Annotated in this window: 19 protein-coding genes; 8 read left to right on the top strand and 11 right to left on the bottom strand. The window is 61.4% G+C overall.

Annotated elements, in window-relative coordinates; translation table 11 throughout:
* Window positions 1-145 (top strand): transposase (locus IVB27_RS15485; RefSeq protein WP_247442991.1); only part of this gene is annotated, 145 nt, incomplete at its 5' end.
* Here the strand turns inward: IVB27_RS15485 and IVB27_RS15480 are convergent.
* Together IVB27_RS15480 and IVB27_RS15475 are read right to left on the bottom strand one after the other, a co-directional pair.
* Entirely contained in the window at window positions 138-1,715 is a 1,578-nt protein-coding gene (locus IVB27_RS15480; protein ID WP_247444358.1) for a molybdopterin-dependent oxidoreductase, read from the bottom strand. The genes IVB27_RS15485 and IVB27_RS15480 overlap by 8 nt on opposite strands.
* A gap of 14 nt (window positions 1,716-1,729) precedes the next feature.
* Window positions 1,730-2,353, bottom strand: coding sequence for a TetR/AcrR family transcriptional regulator (locus IVB27_RS15475; RefSeq protein WP_247341785.1), 624 nt, complete (start codon window positions 2,351-2,353; stop codon window positions 1,730-1,732).
* 162 nt (window positions 2,354-2,515) lie between these two features.
* On the opposite strand from IVB27_RS15475, the gene IVB27_RS15470 reads away from it, so the two are divergent.
* Together IVB27_RS15470 and IVB27_RS15465 are read left to right on the top strand one after the other, a co-directional pair.
* Window positions 2,516-3,706 (top strand): acetyl-CoA C-acyltransferase, encoded by a 1,191-nt coding sequence (locus IVB27_RS15470; protein ID WP_247347911.1) that lies wholly within the window; start codon window positions 2,516-2,518, stop codon window positions 3,704-3,706.
* Between the two features lie 95 nt (window positions 3,707-3,801).
* Window positions 3,802-5,004: a multidrug effflux MFS transporter gene (locus IVB27_RS15465; protein WP_247444357.1), complete on the top strand. Its 1,203-nt coding sequence runs from the start codon at window positions 3,802-3,804 to the stop codon at window positions 5,002-5,004.
* Between the two features lie 127 nt (window positions 5,005-5,131).
* Here IVB27_RS15465 and IVB27_RS15460 read toward each other — a convergent pair whose 3' ends face one another.
* The 7 genes from IVB27_RS15460 to IVB27_RS15430 form a co-directional block, all read right to left on the bottom strand.
* The gene (locus tag IVB27_RS15460) at window positions 5,132-5,785 is read right to left on the bottom strand and encodes a flavin reductase family protein (RefSeq protein ID WP_018322613.1); all 654 of its coding nucleotides are present in this window, start codon (window positions 5,783-5,785) and stop codon (window positions 5,132-5,134) included.
* A 127-nt stretch (window positions 5,786-5,912) separates the two neighbouring features.
* Window positions 5,913-6,926, bottom strand: a complete 1,014-nt coding sequence (locus IVB27_RS15455) for an NAD(P)H-dependent flavin oxidoreductase (RefSeq protein ID WP_247341777.1) — start codon at window positions 6,924-6,926, stop codon at window positions 5,913-5,915.
* Window positions 6,927-6,948: 22 nt separating this feature from the next.
* Window positions 6,949-8,136, bottom strand: coding sequence for an acetyl-CoA C-acyltransferase (locus IVB27_RS15450; RefSeq protein WP_247341774.1), 1,188 nt, complete (start codon window positions 8,134-8,136; stop codon window positions 6,949-6,951).
* Window positions 8,137-8,150: 14 nt separating this feature from the next.
* Window positions 8,151-9,281, bottom strand: a complete 1,131-nt coding sequence (locus tag IVB27_RS15445) for an acyl-CoA dehydrogenase family protein (RefSeq protein WP_247341771.1) — start codon at window positions 9,279-9,281, stop codon at window positions 8,151-8,153.
* Window positions 9,282-9,304: 23 nt separating this feature from the next.
* The gene (locus IVB27_RS15440; protein WP_247347906.1) at window positions 9,305-10,486 is read right to left on the bottom strand and encodes an acyl-CoA dehydrogenase family protein; all 1,182 of its coding nucleotides are present in this window, start codon (window positions 10,484-10,486) and stop codon (window positions 9,305-9,307) included.
* A gap of 13 nt (window positions 10,487-10,499) precedes the next feature.
* Window positions 10,500-11,237: an SDR family oxidoreductase gene (locus IVB27_RS15435; protein WP_247341765.1), complete on the bottom strand. Its 738-nt coding sequence runs from the start codon at window positions 11,235-11,237 to the stop codon at window positions 10,500-10,502.
* 17 nt (window positions 11,238-11,254) lie between these two features.
* A complete protein-coding gene (locus tag IVB27_RS15430) occupies window positions 11,255-12,859 on the bottom strand; it encodes a class I adenylate-forming enzyme family protein (RefSeq protein ID WP_247347905.1) in 1,605 nt (534 codons plus the stop codon).
* Between the two features lie 236 nt (window positions 12,860-13,095).
* On the opposite strand from IVB27_RS15430, the gene IVB27_RS15425 reads away from it, so the two are divergent.
* Window positions 13,096-13,839 carry an SDR family NAD(P)-dependent oxidoreductase gene (locus tag IVB27_RS15425; protein WP_247444356.1) on the top strand — a complete coding sequence of 248 codons (744 nt, stop codon included), beginning with the start codon at window positions 13,096-13,098 and terminating at the stop codon, window positions 13,837-13,839.
* A 1-nt stretch (window position 13,840) separates the two neighbouring features.
* Window positions 13,841-14,518, top strand: a complete 678-nt coding sequence (locus tag IVB27_RS15420; RefSeq protein ID WP_247341754.1) for a glutathione S-transferase family protein — start codon at window positions 13,841-13,843, stop codon at window positions 14,516-14,518.
* 24 nt (window positions 14,519-14,542) lie between these two features.
* Here IVB27_RS15420 and IVB27_RS15415 read toward each other — a convergent pair whose 3' ends face one another.
* Complete coding sequence (locus tag IVB27_RS15415) at window positions 14,543-15,742, bottom strand: CaiB/BaiF CoA transferase family protein (RefSeq protein WP_247347904.1); 1,200 nt, start codon at window positions 15,740-15,742, stop codon at window positions 14,543-14,545.
* A gap of 100 nt (window positions 15,743-15,842) precedes the next feature.
* On the bottom strand, window positions 15,843-16,475 hold the full coding sequence (locus tag IVB27_RS15410) for a 2-hydroxychromene-2-carboxylate isomerase (RefSeq protein ID WP_247341747.1): 633 nt from the start codon (window positions 16,473-16,475) through the stop codon (window positions 15,843-15,845).
* A 242-nt stretch (window positions 16,476-16,717) separates the two neighbouring features.
* Here IVB27_RS15410 and IVB27_RS15405 point away from each other — a divergent pair, with 242 nt between their 5' ends.
* The 3 genes from IVB27_RS15405 to IVB27_RS15400 form a co-directional block, all read left to right on the top strand.
* Window positions 16,718-17,233, top strand: a complete 516-nt coding sequence (locus IVB27_RS15405) for a winged helix-turn-helix transcriptional regulator (protein ID WP_194406779.1) — start codon at window positions 16,718-16,720, stop codon at window positions 17,231-17,233.
* 777 nt (window positions 17,234-18,010) lie between these two features.
* Entirely contained in the window at window positions 18,011-18,142 is a 132-nt protein-coding gene (locus IVB27_RS42975) for a hypothetical protein (RefSeq protein ID WP_256468377.1), read from the top strand.
* A gap of 1,177 nt (window positions 18,143-19,319) precedes the next feature.
* On the top strand, window positions 19,320-19,448 hold a 129-nt coding region (locus IVB27_RS15400), incomplete at its 3' end, for an NYN domain-containing protein (protein ID WP_247444359.1).

The following is a 19,448-nucleotide window of genomic DNA, read 5'->3' as shown; positions in this document are numbered from 1 at the left end:
CCTCTATAAAGGGCGCAATGTTATCGAGCGCTGTTTCTGCCGGCTCAAGGATTTCAGGCGTGTTGCTACTCGCTACGACAAACTTGCCAGAAACTTCTTGGCCGCCGTCCACCTCGCCGCTCTCGTCGCTTATTGGATCAATTGAGTCTGAACCCTAGCGTATGGTAGAGCACCAGGGCAGGCACCGCCGCCGGGTTTTCCGCGATGAAGGCACGAAAGGCCGCGGCGAATTCAGGTCGCGAGCGCTGTGCTATTTCGCGTAGCGGCGCGAGCACATTGTCACCCGGCAGAAGCCCCAGGGCGACGGCAAGCCGCGTGTAGATCTCGGGCTCTGGCAACGTGCCGGCGAGCGGCGGCAAGACGCCAGCGCGCACGTGAAAATAGTTTGTCGGGAATTCGTAGTTAAAGAGAGTGAATTCCGTCTTCTCGTATTGTGTGGACGCCGGGAGAACGTAATGCGCGAGCCTAGCGGTTTCGGTCATCGCAACGTCCACGACGACGCATAGTTCGAGCGATTTCAGCGCGCGTTCCACCGCCTCCGTGTTTGCGGCGGTGTTGGCGGGATTGGAGCTGTCGATCCAGGCGCAGCGCAACCGGTCTGGATGGTCCTTGAGAACCGCTTCGGGGAAAATGTTGGGCGGCAACAAGCCGCCAATGATGGCGTCGCCGGTTGGCGCGAATGTCTGGTTCGGAGAATTTCCCCATAGCGGCTGAAGCCAGCTATGCAATTGGTTGGTACCTTCACGGCCGAAATTGCCGGAAAGCATGATCAAGAGCTTCTCGAGATAGGAGTTGAGAGTCGAGTTGACGCCTTGCTGGATGCCGAGTTCAACCCGAACCACCATGGCCTTCGCGGCCGCGATCATCGCGGCGCAGCGCTCCAGCTGCGCGATCGAGATATCGGCGGCGTCGGCCCATTCTTGAACGGGGATATTCAATAGCGCTTGCCTCACTTCCGCGAAGCCGATCGTATGCGCCTCAATGAACGCGTGGTCGATCCGGTCGGACCGGACGAGCGTGGCCAGCAGCGCGCCAAGAAGAAACGTATCCGCACCGGGACGAACCGCAAGATGCAGATCCGCCATCTCTGCGGTTTCGGTTCGCCGGGGGTCGATGACGACCAGCTTGCGTGCGGGATCCTTGCGTATCTGATTGAGATGGTCGCGCGCATTGGGGAAGCCGTGCGCGATCCAGGGATTTGCCCCGATGACAAGCAAGAGATCGCAATGATGGACGTCCTCTGAGGTGTGGCAGGTTTGGCTGCCGAACATGTGGCCATTGACCCAGAAGTCGCCGGTTTTTTCCTGCGAAAGAGCGTTGAAGACGCCGCGCGAGCCCAGCGCACGCAACAAACCACTGGCGTAGGCGCCGCCAGCGTGGTTGCCCTGCCCGCCGCCGCCATAAAGGGCAATACTCTTGCCGCCATACCTGTCGACGACGTCTCGAAGCCGCTCCGCGATTTCTGCGATCGCGACGTCCCACTCGATCTCATCAAAGCCGCCATCGGCGCGACGACGCAGCGGGGTCGTGAGCCGATCCCTGTGATGCGCATAGTAGGGAATGCGCGCCGCCTTGTTGCACAGATAGCCTTGCGACTTCGGGTTTGAACGGTCGCCTCGTACCTTCTCGAGACGCCCCTCATTCACCCAGACCTCGATGCCGCAGTTTACGTAACACAGGTTGCAGGCTGTCTTGAGCCACTTGCCGGCCGTCATGGGCACCTCCCAGATTATGGTTTGTCGCAGCTCATCGCCTTTGCTGTTCTGCGCTGTCGCTTGTGAGTCCGGCCGCAGACAGTCATCCGTCCGGCGTCGAGAATATCGTCGGAAAGCTTCCCGGCGCCGACAGCACGCGATAGCACGATCGATCCAACCATCGTCGCAATGGCGCTCGTCGCGATTTGGCGTGCCTGTTGAGGACCCTCGGCGGGAAGCACTTCGACCAGGATGTCGATCATCTTCTCCAGCTTGGAAGCAAGCGCCCGTTGCTCCCTCGGGCTCGATCGAGCGACATCAGCGGCCAGGGCTGGAAGCGCGCAGCCTTGTCTGGGATTGTCGCGGTGGCGGGAACTGAGATAATCGGCGATCAACGTCTCGAAACGATCCTCGTTTGCCTTCCGGTTCGCCAGTTTTTTCCACCGCTCGGCCGTTTGATCCATCGCAAACGCAATTGCCTCGCCAACAAGCGCGGCACGCGACTCGAAATGGTTATAGAACCCGCCGTGCGTAAGACCGGCGAGCTTCATCAATTCGACAACACTAAGCCCTTCGGCACCGTTTTGACGCAAGCCGTAGGAGGCACTTTCAACGATCCGGCTGTGGGTCTGGCGCCTATGGTCTCCTACGTAACGCATCTCCCCTCCGTGCAAACTGCTCGGTGACCGGCTGTACGACCGTTCCCATCCACCAGCGCTTCTGGACCGCGCTTTTGAAGCGACGGCAATATTTCATTGCAATGCCGGCCATGTTATATGATTATCGTCATATAACAACAGCGATCAACAGGAGAATTCGCCATGGCTTCCGATCCCGTCGTCATCCTCTCCGCAGCCCGGACGCCGCTCGGCCGCTTCATGGGCGAGCTCTCGCCACTCAGTGCCCACAAGCTCGGCTCCCATGTGATCGGATCTGCGCTCGAACGAGCCAAACTGGCGCCCGAGCGGATCGACGAGGTGTTCATGGGCAACGTGTTGCCGGCCGGACAGGGCCAGGCGCCGGCACGCCAGGCCGCGCGCGGCGCCAAATTGCCCGATGCCACCGGCGCCACCACGATCAACAAGGTCTGCGGCTCCGGCATGAAGGCCACCATGCTGGCTCACGATATCATCAATGCGGGCTCCGCCGAGATCGTTCTGTCTGGCGGCATGGAGAGTATGAGCAATGCGCCCTATTTGCTGGCCAAGGCGCGGGGCGGCTATCGCGCTGGCCACGACCGCATCATCGACCACATGTTGATGGACGGGCTGGAAGATGCCTACGAGACCGGACGCTCGATGGGCGACTTTGGCGAGGCCACGGCGGAGGCCTATCAATTCACCCGCAAGGACCAGGACGAGTATGCGATCGAGACCTTGACCCGCGCCCGCAAGGCGGTTGAGGGCGGCGCGTTCAAGGCTGAGATAGCTCCGATCACGCTGACCGAGAAAGCCGGGCCCCGGATCATCTCCAATGACGAACATCCGCTCAAGGTAGATCCCGCCAAAATCCCCGGGCTGAAAGCCGCGTTCCGCGCCAACGGCACCATCACGCCCGCCGCCTCATCCGCCAATGCTGACGGCGCTGCGGCGCTCGTCTTGGCGAAACGCTCGCTCGCCGATCGCGACGGCCTCCCGGTGCTCGCCGAGATCAAGGGCCATGCCACCCACAGCCAGGAGCCACAATGGTTCACCACGGCCCCGATCCCCGCTATTCGCAAGCTGTTGGACAAGGTCGGCTGGAGCGTTGGCGACGTAGATCTGTTCGAGATCAATGAGGCATTTGCCGTCGTGGCGATGGCGGCACAGAAGGATCTCGGCATCCCCAGAGAGAAGCTGAACGTCAATGGCGGCGCCTGCGCGCTAGGTCATCCCATCGGCGCCACCGGCGCGCGGCTGATCGTGACGCTATTGCACGCGCTCGAAACGCGGAACCTCAAGCGCGGGGTCGCGTCACTCTGCATCGGCGGCGGCGAAGCCACGGCCATCGCGATCGAGCGCGTCGTCCGCTGATATTGCGGCTAGGCGACAAAAACGGAATCGGCAAGCGGCGCGAACCGCGTCACTCGCCGCCTTGATCTACCTATCCCTGTCACGCGAAAGATCCCATGGCTGACCTGATCAACACCGCGCCTCGGGACATTCCCACCTCCAGCGCCCTGCCTATCGCGGTCCTTTCCGTCCTGGCCGCGATGGGAACGCTCGCGACTAACATCTTGCTGCCGTCTCTGCCGCAGATTGCGATCTCATTGAATGTCACGACTGCAGAGGTCACGTCCGCCATCACCGTGTTTCTTGCAGTGTTCGGGTTAGGCCAGCTCCTGGTCGGACCGCTTTCGGATCGCTACGGAAGACGTTGGCCGGTCCTGATCGGATTTGCTGTGTTTTTCGTCGGCAGCGTTTGGTGCGGTCTGGCAACCGACCTGCCCAATCTCCTCATCGGCCGCGTCGTGCAGGCAACAGGTGCTTGCGCGACGTCAGTGCTGTCTCGCGCTATCGCCCGCGACATGTTCAGTGGCGCCGCACTGGCGCGCGCGATGGCGCTCATCATGATCGTGATGTCCGCTGCTCCCGGATTCTCGCCGCTGCTTGGCGGCGCCCTCGACCACAGCCTGGGCTGGCGCGCCGAATTCGCGCTGGTCGCAGCCTTTGCCGCCGTCAGCGCCGTTGCCTACGCCATCGTTCTTGGCGAAACCCACAATTCGATCCGCACGCCGTTCAATCCAGTTGTCGTCGGCAGGACCTATGCCGGTCTGATTCGAGACCGTCGCTTCGCTACCCCCGCGGCCGCCTCGAGCCTCACTATGGGCGGCTTGTTCTCGATGTTTTCCGCTGCGCCGCGCCTATTCATCGAAGCGTTGCACTTCACGCCGATCCAGCTCGGGCTCTTCTTTGCCGGCACCGTCTTCATCGTATTCGCCGCGGGTATGCTTGCCACAAGATTGGCACCACGCTACGGGCTCGATGGTCCGATCCGGGCAGGTTTGTGCGCGACGACCGCCAGCAGCCTTGCGATCCTGCTCATCTCGCTGATCAGTCCGACTTTCTTGCCGTTCTTAGCCGCAATGAGCATATATCTCCTCGGCATGGGCATTGTCGGTCCATTGGCCACGGCGCGCGCGTTGTCTCCATTCGGCGAGAAAGCCGGCGCGGCCTCGGCGCTGCTGGGTTTCTTGCAGATGATGATCGCGGCAATCGGCGTATGGCTTGCTGCCACAGTGTCACATGAAGCAATGTTTGCGCTGGGCGTCGTGATGAGCGCGTTCTCCCTGCTGGCTCTTGGCCTGTACGCGCGGGGCCCGGGGTCTTGATGGGCGTATGACTCCGCACGCGCTTCCGTTCAGTCACTCATCGGCTTTGCGAAGTCGGGCTTAGGCCTGTCGGGCAAAACGCGGCAAGGCATGGTCGGCCCCACAATTGAGCCTGTTTCCAGCTCAATCAGGTCCCGTGGAACTCCGGCTTGCTGCTGCCCGCTGGGCGCTTCATCTCGAACATGTTCTCGGTCCTGACCTCGAGATAATCTCCACCCCGGCCGGCGCGCAGAATGGGACGCGCAAGTGCCGTGTTGTAGACGCCGTCCTCGATCAACGTTTTGTCGATGTAGACCGCGACGACCTCACCAAGCACGAACCATCCTTCGACCTTTTCTCCGCGTGCGTTGGCCAGCTGAGAGACCTCGACGACTTTGCATTCCATGGCGGCCCTGCTCTCGCCCACCCGCGGCACAGCAACGTGGCGTCCGGGTATCGGTGTCAAACCGGCTGCTTCGAACTCGCTCACGCCGTGATCGAGTGGCGTCGCTGTCACGTTCATGCGCTCGCCGAGATCCATGGTGACCAGATTCCAGACAAATTCGCGCGTCTCGCTGACGTTCTTGACGGTGTCTTTCCACGAGATCGAGGAAAATCCGATGATCGGAGGATCGTAGAGGAACGCGTTGAAAAAGCTGTAGGGGGCCAAGTTCAATCGACCGGCTGCATTGCGCGATGAGATCCACCCAATCGGACGCGGCGCGATTATCGCATTGAACGGATTATGCCGGAGCCCGTGGCCTTTCGAAGGCTCGTAGTAGTGGAAGTCGGCCTGGTCCATAAATGCCCCCGAAGCTGCCGAAGGCCGTCGATCTGACCCGTTGAGCTTCAACAAAGATCGACGCACGCATGACCATGCGTGCGCATAGCCTCCGTCAGAACGTCCGGAAGCGGTATGTCCTCCCGGGCTAAGCCATCGCCCGAGCCGCAGCCGGCCGCTGTCCGGCGCCGTCGAGGAAACCAGTCAGGCGCTGCCGGATGAGTCTTTCCGCATCCGCCATGATGCGGTCGATCAGTTCCTTCACGGACGGAATGTCGTGAATGAGCCCGACGACCATGCCGCAGCTCCATGCGCCCGCATCCATGTCGCCGTCGATCATCACCTTGGGATAGACGCCCGCCACCTGGTCATGGATGTCCTCGATCTTGAGGCTCTTGCCCTTCTCGCGCTCGATCTCGAGCAGTTGCTCGACGCCCTTGTTGTTCAGGACCCGCTCTGTATTCCGGAGCGCACGCATCACGAGCCTGGTGTCGAGTTCCGTCGCCGCGACCAGCGCCTTCTTGACGTTCTCGTGCACCGGCGCTTCCTTGGTGGCGATGAAGCGCGTGCCCATGTTCATGCCCGCAGCGCCCATCGCCAGGGCGGCAACCAGGCTGCGCGCATCCGCCATGCCGCCCGAGGCAACGAACGGGATCTTCAGTTCCTCCGCGGCGCGCGGCAACAGGATCATGTTCGGCATGTCATCCTCGCCGGGATGGCCCCCGCACTCGAAGCCGTCGACGCTGACGGCATCGCAACCGATCTGCTCGGCCTTCAGTGAATGCCGGACGGAGGTGCATTTGTGGATCACCTTGATGCCGCCCGCCTTCAGGGCCGGCATGTACTGTTCGGGGCTGCGCCCGGCGGTTTCGACGATCTTGACGCCGCCCTCTCTGATGGCCGCGATGTACTCCGGATAGGGCGGCGCGCTGAAGGTCGGCAGGAATGTCAGATTCACGCCGAACGGCTTGTCCGTCATGTCGCGGCAGCGAGCGATCTCCTTGGCCAGCAGCTCCGGCGTTCTCTGCGTCAGGCCCGTAATCAAGCCGAGCCCGCCCGCGTTGGAGACGGCCGCCGCCATTTCGGCGAAGCCGACATAGTGCATTCCGCCCTGGATGATCGGGTGCTCGATGCCGAACAGTTCGGTAATTGCTGTCTTCACGAATGATCTCCCGCGTTGCCGCTCAGTGGATGATTTCGAACAGGCCGGCTGCGCCCATGCCGCCACCGATGCACATGGTCACCACGCCGTACTTCGCCTTGCGCCGCCGGCCCTCGATCAGGAGATGGCCGGTGAGCCGCGACCCGGTCATGCCGTAGGGATGACCGATCGCGATCGAGCCGCCGTTGACGTTGAGCTTGTCCGGATCGATTCCGAGCTTGTCGCGGCAATAGATCACCTGCACCGCATAGGCCTCGTTCAGCTCCCAGAGGTCGATGTCGTCGATCTTGAGGTTATGGCGCTTGAGCAGGCGCGGGATCGCGGCGACCGGGCCGACACCCATCTCGTCCGGCTCGACGCCGGCAGCGACGAAGCCACGAAAAATGCCAAGCGGCTTGAGACCCTTTCTGGCCGCAATCTTGTCGCTCATGATCACGCAGGCCGAGGCACCGTCCGAGAGCTGGCTGGCATTTCCTGCGCTGATTGTCTTGCCCTCGAACACCGGCTTGATCTTGGCGAGGCCTTCGGCGGTGGTTTCCGGACGCGGGCCTTCGTCCTTGGTGAGCGTCACCTGCTCGTAGGTGACCTCCTTGGTGTCCTTGTTGAACAGCGCCATCCTGGTCGTGAACGGCACGATCTCGTCGTTGAAGCGGCCGGCCTGTAACGCAGCGCCGACGCGGCGTTGGCACTCGAGGCTGTATTCGTCCTGCTTGTCGCGGCCGATCTTGTAGCGCTCGGCAACGACCTCGGCGGTATCGAGCATCGACATGTACATTTCGGGCTTCATCGCCATCAGCTCGTCGTCCACCGCGTGGAACTTGTTCATGTGCTCGTTCTGCACGAGGCTGATCGACTCGATGCCTCCGCCGATCGCGACCTCGACCCCGTCGAGCATCACCGAGCGCGCGGCGACCGCGATGGCCTGCAGGCCGGACGCGCATTGCCGGTCGATCGTTGTGCCGGCCACCGTGATGGGCAGGCCGGCGCGGATCGCGCCCTTGCGCGCCACGTTCATCACCATGGTGCCTTGCTGCATCGCGCAGCCCATGACCACGTCTTCTACTTCTCCGGGCGCGATGCCGGCGCGCTTCACGGCTTCGGCCATCACGTGCCCGGCCGTGGTGGGGCCGTCCGTGTTGTTGAGCGCGCCGCGATACGCTTTTCCGACGGCCGTTCGGGCGGTGGAAACGATGACTGCTTCAGTGGTCATGCCTGCCTCGCTGCTTATGCGGCCGCGTCCAGCTGCGCGTAACGCAGCACATGGAACGCGGGATCGCCGAACTGGATGTTGATGGAGGAGATTCGCTTGAAATAGTGCCCGACGTTGAGCTCGTCGGTCATTCCCATGCCGCCGTGAAGCTGCACCGCCTGGTCGGCGACGAACTTGCCGGCATAGCCGATCTTCGATTTGGCACCCGAGGCGAGCCGCGACAGGCCGGCATCGCCAGCGCTGAGACTGAGGCTCAGATGCTGCATCAGGGAAAGCGCCTCCTGATGTGCGATGAACATGTCGACCATTCGGTGCTGCAGCACCTGGAAGGAACCGATGGTGGTGCCGAACTGCTTGCGCGTCTTCGAATACTCCAGCGTCGCCGAATTCAGCTCGCCGATGGCGCCGACTGCTTCCGCGCAGAGCGCGCCGATGGCACGGTCACGGCAGGCTTCCAGCGCGGCAAGACCCTCGCCTTCTGCGCCCAGCAATTGCCCGCGGACCTCGTGCAGGCCGAGCTCGGCAGCCCGGCGGCCGTCGATGGTCTTGAAGCTCCGGAGATCGACGCCGGTCGCGCGCCGATCGACCACGAACAGGCTGACGCCGCCGCGGTCACGATCGTCGCCGGAGGTCCGCGCAGAGACGATCAGATAGTCGGCCCAAGGTGCGGCGATCACCATGGTCTTCGCGCCGGTCAGGATGTGGTCGCTCCCCTCGCGCCGCGCCCGCGTCGTGACATTGGCAAGATCGAAGCGCGATGCCTTCTCCGTCCAGGCCAGCGTCCAGATTTTCGAGCCGTCGATGATTTCAGGGATGAAGCTTTGCTGCTGCTCCGGCGTGCCCACGTGCTCGATCAATCCGCCGGCCAGCACCACCGTCTCGACGAACGGCTCGACCACGAGGTGACGGCCGAACTCATGCATCACGATCATGGTCGACAGCGGACCGCCGCCGAGACCGCCGGCGCCCTCGGAGAACGGTGCAGCGAGAAGGCCGAGCTCGGCGAAAGCGTCCCATTGCTTTCGGCTGAAGCCCTCCTCGCTTGCCACGATCTTGCGCCGCGCCTCGAAGTCGTACTGGTCGCGCAACAGGCGCTGGACGCTGGATCGCAGCAATTCCTGCTCTTCCGTGAACTGAATATCCATCCGATCCTCCCGATCCGCCGTGACTAGAGCCCGAGCACGGCTTTGGCGATGATGTTGCGCTGGATCTCGTTGGATCCGCCGTAGATGCTGAGCTTGCGCGCGTTCAGGTATTTCTCCGACGCGGTATGGCCGTAGTCGGCGCCGGGCATGAAGCGGTTGGCGCTGACCGGATGCTCGCGGATGGCAAGGCCGTAATTGCCGATCGCGCGATGGGTGAGTTCGGTGATGGCCTGGAAGATTTCAGTGCCGCGGATCTTGAAAAGCGAGGCGGCCGGGCCAGGATCTATGCCGCGCGCCATCTGGGCGACGACGCGCAGCTCCGTCGCCTCCAGCGCCAGCACGTCGAGCTCGATGCGGGCAATGTCCCGCAGAAATTCGAGATGCGCGGGATCCTCGGCCGGTATTTCGGCCTTCACGATCTGTTTCAGCTTGTTGATGTAGCGGGTGGACCGGCCGATGCCGGCCATGCTGGTGCGCTCGTTGCCGAGCAGGAACTTGGCGTAGGTCCAGCCCTTGTTCTCCTCGCCGATCAAATTCTCGGCGGGCACGCGGACGTTCTCGAGGAAGACGTCATTGACCTCGTGGCTGCCATCGATCGTGATGATCGGCCGCACGGTGACGCCGGGCGACTTCATGTCGATCAGCAGGAAGGAGATCCCGGATTGCGGCTTCGCGCTCGGATCGGTCCGCACGAGGCAGAAGATCCAGTCGGCATGCTGCGCCAGCGTGGTCCAGGTCTTGTGACCATTGACGATGTAGTGGTCGCCGTTGCGCACGGCCTTGGTTCTGACGGTTGCGAGGTCCGAGCCGGAGCCAGGCTCCGAATAGCCCTGGCACCACCAATCCTCGCCGGAGAGAATCCGCGGCAGAAATTTCTGCTTCTGCGCCTCGTTGCCGAAGGTGTAGATAACCGGCCCGACCATGGTGACGCTGAATGCGAGCGGCGGCAGCGTGCCGGCGCGAGAGGTCTCCTGCTCGAAGATGAAGCGCTGCGTGACGGACCAGCCCGGGCCGCCATACTCCTTGGGCCAGAGCGGGGCGATCCAACCCTTCTTGTGGAGGATCCGGTGCCACAGCAGCGACTGCTCCTTGGTCAGGTCGGTCTCCGGATTGGGAACGCGCATTTCCGGCGGATAGTTCTCCGCAATGAAACTGCGCACCTCGTCACGAAACGCGGCATCCTCGGGCGAAAGCTTGAGCTCCATCGCAGCAGGCCCGCTACCACTTCTCGCCGAAGGGGCGGATCTCGAGCTCGAAGGTCCAGGCGCTTTTCGGCTGCTGGTAGAGCTGCCAATAGGATGCTGCGACGGAGGACGGAGGCATCAAGGCGTCCGGATCATCCAGCGCGGTGGGCCCGAGAGCCTCCAGTCGGCGTTGCCGCACCCACTCAGTATCCACGCCGGAATCGATGATGAGATGCGCGACGTGAATATTTTTCGGGCCAAGCTCGCGGGCCATTGCTTGCGCGACCGCACGAAGGCCAAACTTGGCGCTTGCGAAAGCGGCATACCCGCTGCCGCCTCGGAGCGAGGCGGTCGCCCCGGTAAAGAAGATGTTGCCACCCCCGCGCGGAAGCATGAGGCGGGCCGCCTCGCGACCGGCCAGAAAGCCGGAATAGCAGGCCATTTCCCAGACCTTGCGGAAAACGCGTTCTGTGGTTTCCAGAATTGGGAAATTGACGTTCGCACCGATGTTGAAGATGCAGACTTCCAGCGGCGCATGCTTGTCTGCATCGTTGAGGAAGGAGATGATCTCGTCTTCCTTGCGAGCGTCGAGCGAGCGTGCGTGAATCTCTCCGCCGGCAGCCTCGATATCCCTGACGAGCGGAGCCAATTTTTCGCCGTTACGACGGCCGGCGAAGACCGTGAAGCCTTCTGCGGCGAACTTTTTGGCGATCTCGCCGCCGATGAAGTCTCCGGCGCCGATGACGGCCACGGTCGCGTTTCTCTTTTGCAAGATGTCCTCCCGGTAAGTTAGATGTGTTGCCTGCGGAATTCGGGCGTCTGCACCGCAGGGGTTGCGCCGCCTTCGCGCAAGCTCTCCGCGAGCTTGTGCTTGAGTATCTTGCCGGTCGACGTCGCCGGCAAGGCATCGAGGATGACAATTTCGGACGGCCGCTTGTAAGAAGTAAGCTGAGACCGGACAAAATGCATCAGGGTCTCTGGTGTCGTGCAAGATCCTGGCAGCAACTGCACAAAGGCCACGATCTCCTCATTGCCGTCCGCGGCACGACCGACCACAGCGGATTGCACGACGTCCTTGTGTGAACTGAGGACAGCTTCGACCTCCGCGGGATAGACGTTGAAACCGGAACGAATGATCATTTCCTTGGTGCGGCCGACGATATACAGACAATCGCCGTCGAAACGTGCGAGATCGCCGGTGTTGAACCAGCCCTCGCTGTCAATCACCTTTGCGGTAAGCTCGGGGGCACGATAGTACCCCAACATGACGTTGCGCCCGCGAACATGCAGCTCGCCGACTTCACCTCCTGCCGTCGGAAACCCTTCGATGGTTCGCACCCGCGCCTCCACACCCGGCAGCAGCGTACCAACAGCCTGATCCGAGCGTGGTCTGTCGAAACGTACGCCTGATATTCCCGGCGAGCATTCGGTGATCCCGTAGCCGTTGAGCAACGGAAGCCCGAACTCCTCTTCCACACGCAACTTCAAATTCAAATCCAGCGGCGCGCCGGCGACGGCAATCAAGCGCAACGAACCTCGGGGGAGTTGTTCCACGCCTGATACGCTCTTGTACTCCAGCAGGCGCTGATAGGTGGCAGGCACGCCATTGAGAATGGTGACGCCCTCCTCCGCGATGGCCTTTGCAGTCGCGGCAGGATCGTATTTGCTGACCATCCGCGCCGTGCCGCCAACCATCAGCGTCATCATCAGGAGCGAGATGCCGACGATATGCGAGATCGGCAACACAAGATAGATCTTGTCCTTCTCGTTCATCCTGCGGAAATACGCGGTGGTCTTTGCGCTGATCAGAAGGTTGTCATGCGAGAGCATCACGCCCTTGGGAGTCCCCGTCGTTCCGGACGTGTAGATCAAAACCGCGACTTGCCTCGCTGGATCGGCCTCCACCGGCTGGACCACCGCGCTTTCGTTGAGCGGACCAACACCAATTTCCGACAGCGCGCCAATTCGCCGATTCTCGGCGCCATAGCGAGAGGCGTGAGCAGCGGCCTCGTTCGAAATACCCGACGTGAACAACATCCGCCGGGCGCCGCTGTGATCGCGGATCTGGTCCAGTTCGCGCGCCGACAAGCGCGGGTTGGCGACAATCGCCCAGGCGTCGAGCCGGCTCGCCGCCAGCAGCAAAGCGGCAAGCGCAATACAGTTCTCGCTGACAATGATCATCCGATCGCCGGCCCTGATCCCCAGCGATGAGAGCATGGTGGCGATCTCGCCAACGCGCTGCTCCAGATCTCGATAGCTCCAGGAAGCCCCGTCCTCGACCAGCGCAATCCGGTCAGGCGCTCTGGCAACCGGTCCTGCCGTTACTTGATGGATTCGGCTCGGCAAGCCGACAACAATCTCGTCGACACTGATCGTCTCTGAAAGCTCCAGCACGACTGACCTCCCGACCGACCATGCCGACTTTGCAATGCGGCACACTTGGCTTCGACTTATAGTTCTTTTTTAGAACTCGTCAATCGATAAATCGTCGTCAGCCTTTTCCGGAGTCGAATGGACAATCCATCCGCGAGTATCGTTTTCTGCGCGACTCTTAAGAACCTCCGTTTACAACGCATCATCCGGCAGCTAGTCTATAGTATCAAATAAGAACTTAAAGGGGAGGATCGAGGATGGCAGCGAGCCGCGGTGTAGCGATACTTGTCGGCGCAGGCGATGCCATTGGCGCGGCGGTCGCCCGGCGTTTTGCCCGAGGCGGCTATACGGTTTGCATTTGCAGACGCGATGCGTCCAAATCGCAGGGACTCGTGGCCGAGCTGAGGGCTGCGGGGCATGACGTTCACGCATTCAGCGTGGATGCGCGTCAGGAACCAGAAGTCCAAGGCATATTCACGCGGGTCGAGAAAGAGCACGGGCCTGTCGAGGTTTGCCTCTACAATGCCGGCTCGAACGTCAACAAGCCTCTGCTCGAGACCACGGAGAAGTTGTTCTTCAAAGCTTGGGAACTCGCCTGCTATGGTGGTTTCCTGGTTGGACGTGAGGCGGCTCGCGTGATGCTGTCGCGCGGACGCGGCACCATCTTCTTTACGGGTGCGACGGCAAGCGTGCGTGGCGGCCCGGGATTTGCAGCATTTTCATCAGCGAAGTTCGGCCTTCGTGCAGTGGCACAGGCGATGGCGCGCGAGCTTGGACCGAAGAACATTCACGTCGTGCATCTCCTGATCGACGCTGGCGTGGATAGCGAGGCGATTCACCAACGCATGAAGGCAGCGAAGGGGATCGAAGCAAGCGACATTCCGCCCGATGGCCTGACCAAGACGTCTTCCATTGCCGAGGCGTATTGGTTCACCCACCAGCAAAGCAAAGATGGCTGGACCCACGAGCTCGATCTCCGTCCGTCCGTGGAGAAATGGTAACATGAATGCGACACCAGACCTGACCCTGTGGGGCGTTGGAACGAGTCGCACCATTCGTCCGCATTGGGCCATGCACGAACTGGGCTTAGCCTACAAGACAAGGCCCATTGGCCCGCGAACCGGCGAAACCAAGACCGCGGAATACTCGAAGCTCAATCCGCGCCAGAAGATCCCGCTGCTTCAGGATGGCGACTTCTGCATCGGCGAGAGCGCGGCGATCGTTGCCTACCTGTCGCGAATGTATTCCACGACGGAACGCTCGCTGATTCCGGAAGCCGCCCGCGAGTATGCGGCGTGGCTGGAATGGTGCTTCTTTATCGTCGCGGAGCTGGATTCCACCAGCCTTTACGTGATGCGTCGCCATCGGGCCGATGCGCTCGGCCCGATCTACGGCGTCGCGCCCGAGGTCGTCGCCCAGGCCGGAGAGTATTTCCGCCAGCAGTTGCGCCATGTCGAAGTCGCGCTCGCAGACGGCCGGCAGTTCCTGATGGGCGACCGGTTTACCAGCGCCGACATCCTGCTCACGACCTGCCTGGAGTGGGCCATCGCCTATGGCGTCGGCATTTGCGACAACGCTCAGCCCTATCTCGAGCGCATCAGGAAACGGGAAGCTTTCCAGCGCGCCGTCGCGGCGAATGCCCCGCTGGCACCGATCACGCCGGCGCCGGCGAAGACCTAGAGTACGGCCTCGTGCGCTTCGCCGTCAGACGGCGACGCGCACGCTGCGCTCTGCGACCATCTTGTCGATGGCGGCGTCGTCATAGCCCAGTTCGTGCAACACGTCGCGCGAGTGCTCACCGACCCTGGGAGCGGGCCCACCGATCGCGGCCTCATTGATCGCAAAGCGGGCTGCGGGTTTAGGTTGCCGCACCCGCCCGACCTTCGGTTGATCGAACTCCGCGATGATTTCGCGCGCGACCACCTGTTCGTTGTGGATGATTTCGCCGCGCCGCAGGATCGGCGAACAGGGGACGTCGGCGGCATCCAGACGCTCCAGCCATTCTGCGGTGGTGTGCTGGCTGATATATTCGGCCATCTTGTTGATGCGTGCCGTGGCGTTGACCGAGCGCGCCGATGGCGTCGCAAACCGGGGATCCTTGGCAAGCTCGGGATCGCCGGAGGCCTGGCAAAACCCCTGCCATTCGGAATCGGAAATGGTGCCGGCGGTGATGTAGCCGTCGCTGGTCTTGAACACGAGATCGGGCCGATCGTTGGGATCGGCAGCAGCAGCCTCGGCACCCACCACCGTGTATTGCATCATGCCTTCGGGCCACAAATACGAGATCATCGCATCAAGCATCGCAACCTGAATGTGATCACCCTGCCCGGTCTTCTCGCGGGCATAGAGCGCGGCCGCCACCGCCTGCGCGGTGAACACCGCGGTGGTCTTGTCACAGACGATGGTGCGGATCATCTGCGGGCGGTTCGTGACCGGCTGCGACTGGATGTCGGCAAAGCCCGACAGGCCCTGAATGATCGGGTCGTAAACGCGCTTCTTCACATAGGGTCCGGTGTCGCCAACACCGCTGATCGAGACATAGATCAGGCGTGGATGCCGCTGGCGCAGCTCATCGCCGCCGAGACCGAGGCGCTCCATGGTGCCGGGCCGGAAATTCTGCACCAGCACATCCGCCTTCGCGACCAATTTGGCCAGAACCTCACGGCCGGCCGCGCTTTTGACATCAATCGACAGCGAGCGCTTGCCACGGTTTGAAGAAATGAATAGCGCGGAGAATTCGCCATCCTTATCAATGGTGGCGCGGCTGCGCCGGGTAATGTCGCCGCCGATCGGCTCGATTTTCAGGACGTCCGCGCCCTGATCCGCCAGGAACATGGTCGCGAAAGGACCCGACACTACGCCTGTCAAATCGAGGACACGAACGCCGTTGAGGGGGCCGGGCATGACATTCTCCCTAAATTGGTTTTGTTATAAGGCCGACTGAGCTTTCGTCATGCAGGCGCGCGGACGTCTGCTCGGCTCTGCAAGGCTCCAGGTCCTGGCCTTAGGCCGTCTTCGAAACGGGCTGGCCAATCTGCTCGACGATCGACTCCTCCACATCGCGGAGCTGGTCCTTGCCGAAGAACATCTCATTTCCAACGAAGAAAGTCGGCGAGCCGAATGCGCCGCGGTTGACGGCGTCGGTGGTCCGATCGATCAGCCCTTTCTTGACGTCATCCTGCTGCGCACGCGCAAGCAACCGATCAATATCGACGCCTGAGGAGATGAACGCTGCTCGGAAGGTTTCGAGATCATCCATCTTCTTCGGCTCCTCCCACATGTGGTGGTACGCCGCGCGGAAGTAGGGTTCGAACACGCCTTCGAGCTGCGCCGCGACGGCGCCGCGCATCAACATCAGCGTATTGACCGGAAAGAACGGATTGGACCGGAACTTCGTTGCGTTATGACGGCGAATGAAGCGCTGTGTCTCCAGCGCCTGATACTCCGGCTTGTTCTTGATGCCACGAAGGGATTCGAACGGGGACATGTTGCCCGTCGCCTTGAAGATGCCGCCGAGCAGGACCGGGACATATTCGAATTTCACGCCGGTGCGCCGTTCGATTCCCGGCAGGGCCAGTTCCGCGAGGTAAGCATTCGGACTGCCGAAATCGAACAGGAATTCAACTTTGAGAGACATGTCAGCTCCTCCCGCAGAGCGCGATGTTGGTCAGATTTGGGTGATCGTCCAGGCCGAACGCAGGCTGTCACCCACTTGTATAGTTCTAAAATTGAACTGTCAAATCTGCTCTGAAATCACGAGGTTTGGGCGACCGACGGGGGTATTGTATCCACTTTAGTACCTATCTAGAATGGTGTGAGCGGCGCATGCCCCTCCCCCCTGATTCGAGCGGAACAGGCACCGGCCGACCGGAGAGCAGAATGAAATGGGATGAACTTGAGGAAGAGCCGTGTTCGATGGCTCGCACCATCGGTGTGATTGGTGACCGCTGGACTCTTCTAATTCTCCGCGAATGCTTCCTGCGCACGCGCCGCTTCGAGGGTTTTCAGTCAGCGCTTGGAATCACACGGCATTTGCTCGCCGAGCGGTTGAAGAAGCTGGTCCGGCAGGGCGTCCTGCGCCGCATTCCGTATCAGGAGTCGCCTAAACGCCACGAGTATATCCTGACGCAAAAGGGCCTCGACCTCTATCCGATCATGATGGCGCTCGTACATTGGGGCGACACCCACATGGTCGACGAACGCGGACGTCCCCTGCTGCATGAGCACCGCAAGTGCGGAAAGATGTTCGACCCCGTGATGGTGTGCTCGGAATGCGGCGAGCCGCTTTCAGCCAAGGAAGTTCATGTCCACCCTGGTCCAGGTGCGCGCCCGGCTCCAGAGAGGGTCTTGCTTGACAAAAAAGCAAAGCCGAAGCCCCGCAGGAAAGCGGCGTAACGGCGACGCGCCGCGTTTCCCCCGCAACGGCCGCAGCACTGCGGCGGCTAACTCTGCGCCATCGGCTGGGTGAACTACAGTTTGACGCCCCCCGGTGCAGAAGCGCATCAGTTCGACTGACTATCCGATCGGCTCGCCATGACCCTCTGTTCTACGGCAGCGCGTAAGACGCCAGCCCGAGCAGCCTCTGCAGGACGTCGCTTGGTTCGATTCTGGACCGAGCATTAGAAGCTCAATTTCCAAACGCGCCAAAAAATTCGGCAGGAATGGAGCTGCTTACGCAACGAACTCAACGGCTTGTAAGCTGGCTGGCGACCCAGTGCTGATCGCACCTGTCTCTAGGTCATTTCCCGGCAAACAGGGAATTTTGCGGGGAATTTGATCGTTTCGGCTTCGCAACTGCCGCTGGCGAAAGAAAAACCGGCCTGTTTGCAGGGCGTTATCGCGAATACCCTATGCCACGTATCAGCGAAATTTGAGCAGATATCAGCGAACTTCCGGGGATGAGCAGCGAATTTGTATCCTGCGACGCCGAAGACAGCGAGCACCACGCCTGCCTGGTTATTCTGCCTGGTTATTCTGAAAAGAGAGACTCGGGCGCCGGCAAAAAAGAAGGCTCTTCGGGCAGCTCGATTATCTGCTTCCAAGTCGAGGTCGTGACACCGAACAGAACGCAGCCTGACTGGCTTGTGCTATCGCCAAAGGCCGGGCCCCAGTTTTGGTTTGCTGTTAAGCCGAGAGAACTCACCTCGTCATGGCGGCGGCGGGATCAGCCGGGTGGAATGGCGCATCAGCGGCGTCACGGCCGGCGTGGACACACAGGTGTCCGCGCCGACAGGCCAGCCGACACGGCTCAGCCGCGGCCCGCTGCTCGATGCCGGCGACAACGCGATCGAGGTCGTGGCCTAAACGCCGCGAACCTGCTCGCGTCGCTCCCCGCGCGATTGTACGTCGCCTCGCAACTGGTCGCACCGCCCGGCGCCCCGACCCAGCCGCCGCTGGGCGACCAGCCGCCGGTTCGACCAGGCCGTGGCTGTTTCGTCTTGGTGGCCGGCGTTAACGACTATGCCGATCCCCGCATCCAGCTGTCCTACGCGGCATCGGATGCAAAGGACGTCGCACGCGCCTTCCGGGGCCAGCGGCAAGACAGACCCGCGTCCTGCAGGACGACGTCACGCCGGTGGCGGCGGCAAAGCCCAAATACGAACTGTCGCAGACCGCGCAGCTCCAGGTTTAGCCGAACGCGGGCGGAACCGTCGTGCGAAGCCTCTCCACAAAGACGGTGGTCACGGTGATCGAGAGCAAAAATGGGTGAGTCGCTGATTGCAACCGATCGCAAGCCGCTCGGCTACATCGCCACGAGGGACCTCGCTCCATCCAGTAGAAGCGTCAGTTGAAGGCATCACTCCGATCGGAGCACGCGACGCGGTGTAAGCAAGCGCCGAACTTTGATCCCTATCGCCTTCCAACATTGACCCCACACGTGATGAGCAATGGCCCAAGAAATTAGGCAGTGTTGGCCGGGGTGAACCTTCAGCCCCGATCGGGGTCAAACCGTGCGGCGAATAACACGCAGAATGGCTGCAAGGATTCGGTCGGGCGTTCGGCTCCAGTATCTCGGCTTTCAAGTCGACGATTAGGCCGGCGGGGAAATTCGATTCCGATACGGAGCGGTCAACAGCAATTGGAAAACCGCCCTTGCTGCCATGTACTGCGCAGCAGGCCTGCTCCGCTCGCTTCCAGTCAGAACAGAAATCCCTGACCGGTCTATAACGGACCATCGCCAGGCGCGGCCGCGCCTATAAATGGAAAGATCAAAGAGAGGAAAATCGCCAGCGATCATGGCGGGAACACCCTCAAACAGGCACATGGAAATAGACAGGATACATTACAAATCTGACAGAACAACTTTCGGCTAATGTCAGAGTTCCAAGGCTGCGTGCTTCTCGAAAATAGTTGAAGCTTAAAGCTTGGCGCTACTCGACGATCTCCGGTAGCGATTTATATAGAATGCGACCGATAATCGGCGTCGCGGATCCGGGATGCTTGCAGGACCCGAACTTGCCCCACCGAAAGCGTGAACTAAATGTCACCTTCCTCTACCGACAAGATCGCGCTCTTCATCGACGGAGCCAATCTCTACGCGACGGCGAAAACTCTGGGCTTCGACATCGATTACAAGCGCCTGCTGAAGGAATTTCAGAGCCGCGGGACA

The organism is Bradyrhizobium sp. 197, assembly GCF_023073375.1.
GTDB lineage: Bacteria > Pseudomonadota > Alphaproteobacteria > Rhizobiales > Xanthobacteraceae > Bradyrhizobium.
This window is presented reverse-complemented; position numbering and strand designations above follow the sequence as displayed.

Coding starts and splice junctions, on each gene's coding strand:
- IVB27_RS15480 (WP_247444358.1), bottom strand. CDS start 1,715: ATGACGGCCGGCAAGTGGCTCAAGACAGCCTGCAACCTGTGTTACGTA.
- IVB27_RS15475 (WP_247341785.1), bottom strand. CDS start 2,353: ATGCGTTACGTAGGAGACCATAGGCGCCAGACCCACAGCCGGATCGTT.
- IVB27_RS15470 (WP_247347911.1), top strand. CDS start 2,516: ATGGCTTCCGATCCCGTCGTCATCCTCTCCGCAGCCCGGACGCCGCTC.
- IVB27_RS15465 (WP_247444357.1), top strand. CDS start 3,802: ATGGCTGACCTGATCAACACCGCGCCTCGGGACATTCCCACCTCCAGC.
- IVB27_RS15460 (WP_018322613.1), bottom strand. CDS start 5,785: ATGGACCAGGCCGACTTCCACTACTACGAGCCTTCGAAAGGCCACGGG.
- IVB27_RS15450 (WP_247341774.1), bottom strand. CDS start 8,136: ATGACCACTGAAGCAGTCATCGTTTCCACCGCCCGAACGGCCGTCGGA.
- IVB27_RS15445 (WP_247341771.1), bottom strand. CDS start 9,281: ATGGATATTCAGTTCACGGAAGAGCAGGAATTGCTGCGATCCAGCGTC.
- IVB27_RS15440 (WP_247347906.1), bottom strand. CDS start 10,486: ATGGAGCTCAAGCTTTCGCCCGAGGATGCCGCGTTTCGTGACGAGGTG.
- IVB27_RS15425 (WP_247444356.1), top strand. CDS start 13,096: ATGGCAGCGAGCCGCGGTGTAGCGATACTTGTCGGCGCAGGCGATGCC.
- IVB27_RS15420 (WP_247341754.1), top strand. CDS start 13,841: ATGAATGCGACACCAGACCTGACCCTGTGGGGCGTTGGAACGAGTCGC.
- IVB27_RS15415 (WP_247347904.1), bottom strand. CDS start 15,742: ATGCCCGGCCCCCTCAACGGCGTTCGTGTCCTCGATTTGACAGGCGTA.
- IVB27_RS15410 (WP_247341747.1), bottom strand. CDS start 16,475: ATGTCTCTCAAAGTTGAATTCCTGTTCGATTTCGGCAGTCCGAATGCT.
- IVB27_RS15405 (WP_194406779.1), top strand. CDS start 16,718: ATGAAATGGGATGAACTTGAGGAAGAGCCGTGTTCGATGGCTCGCACC.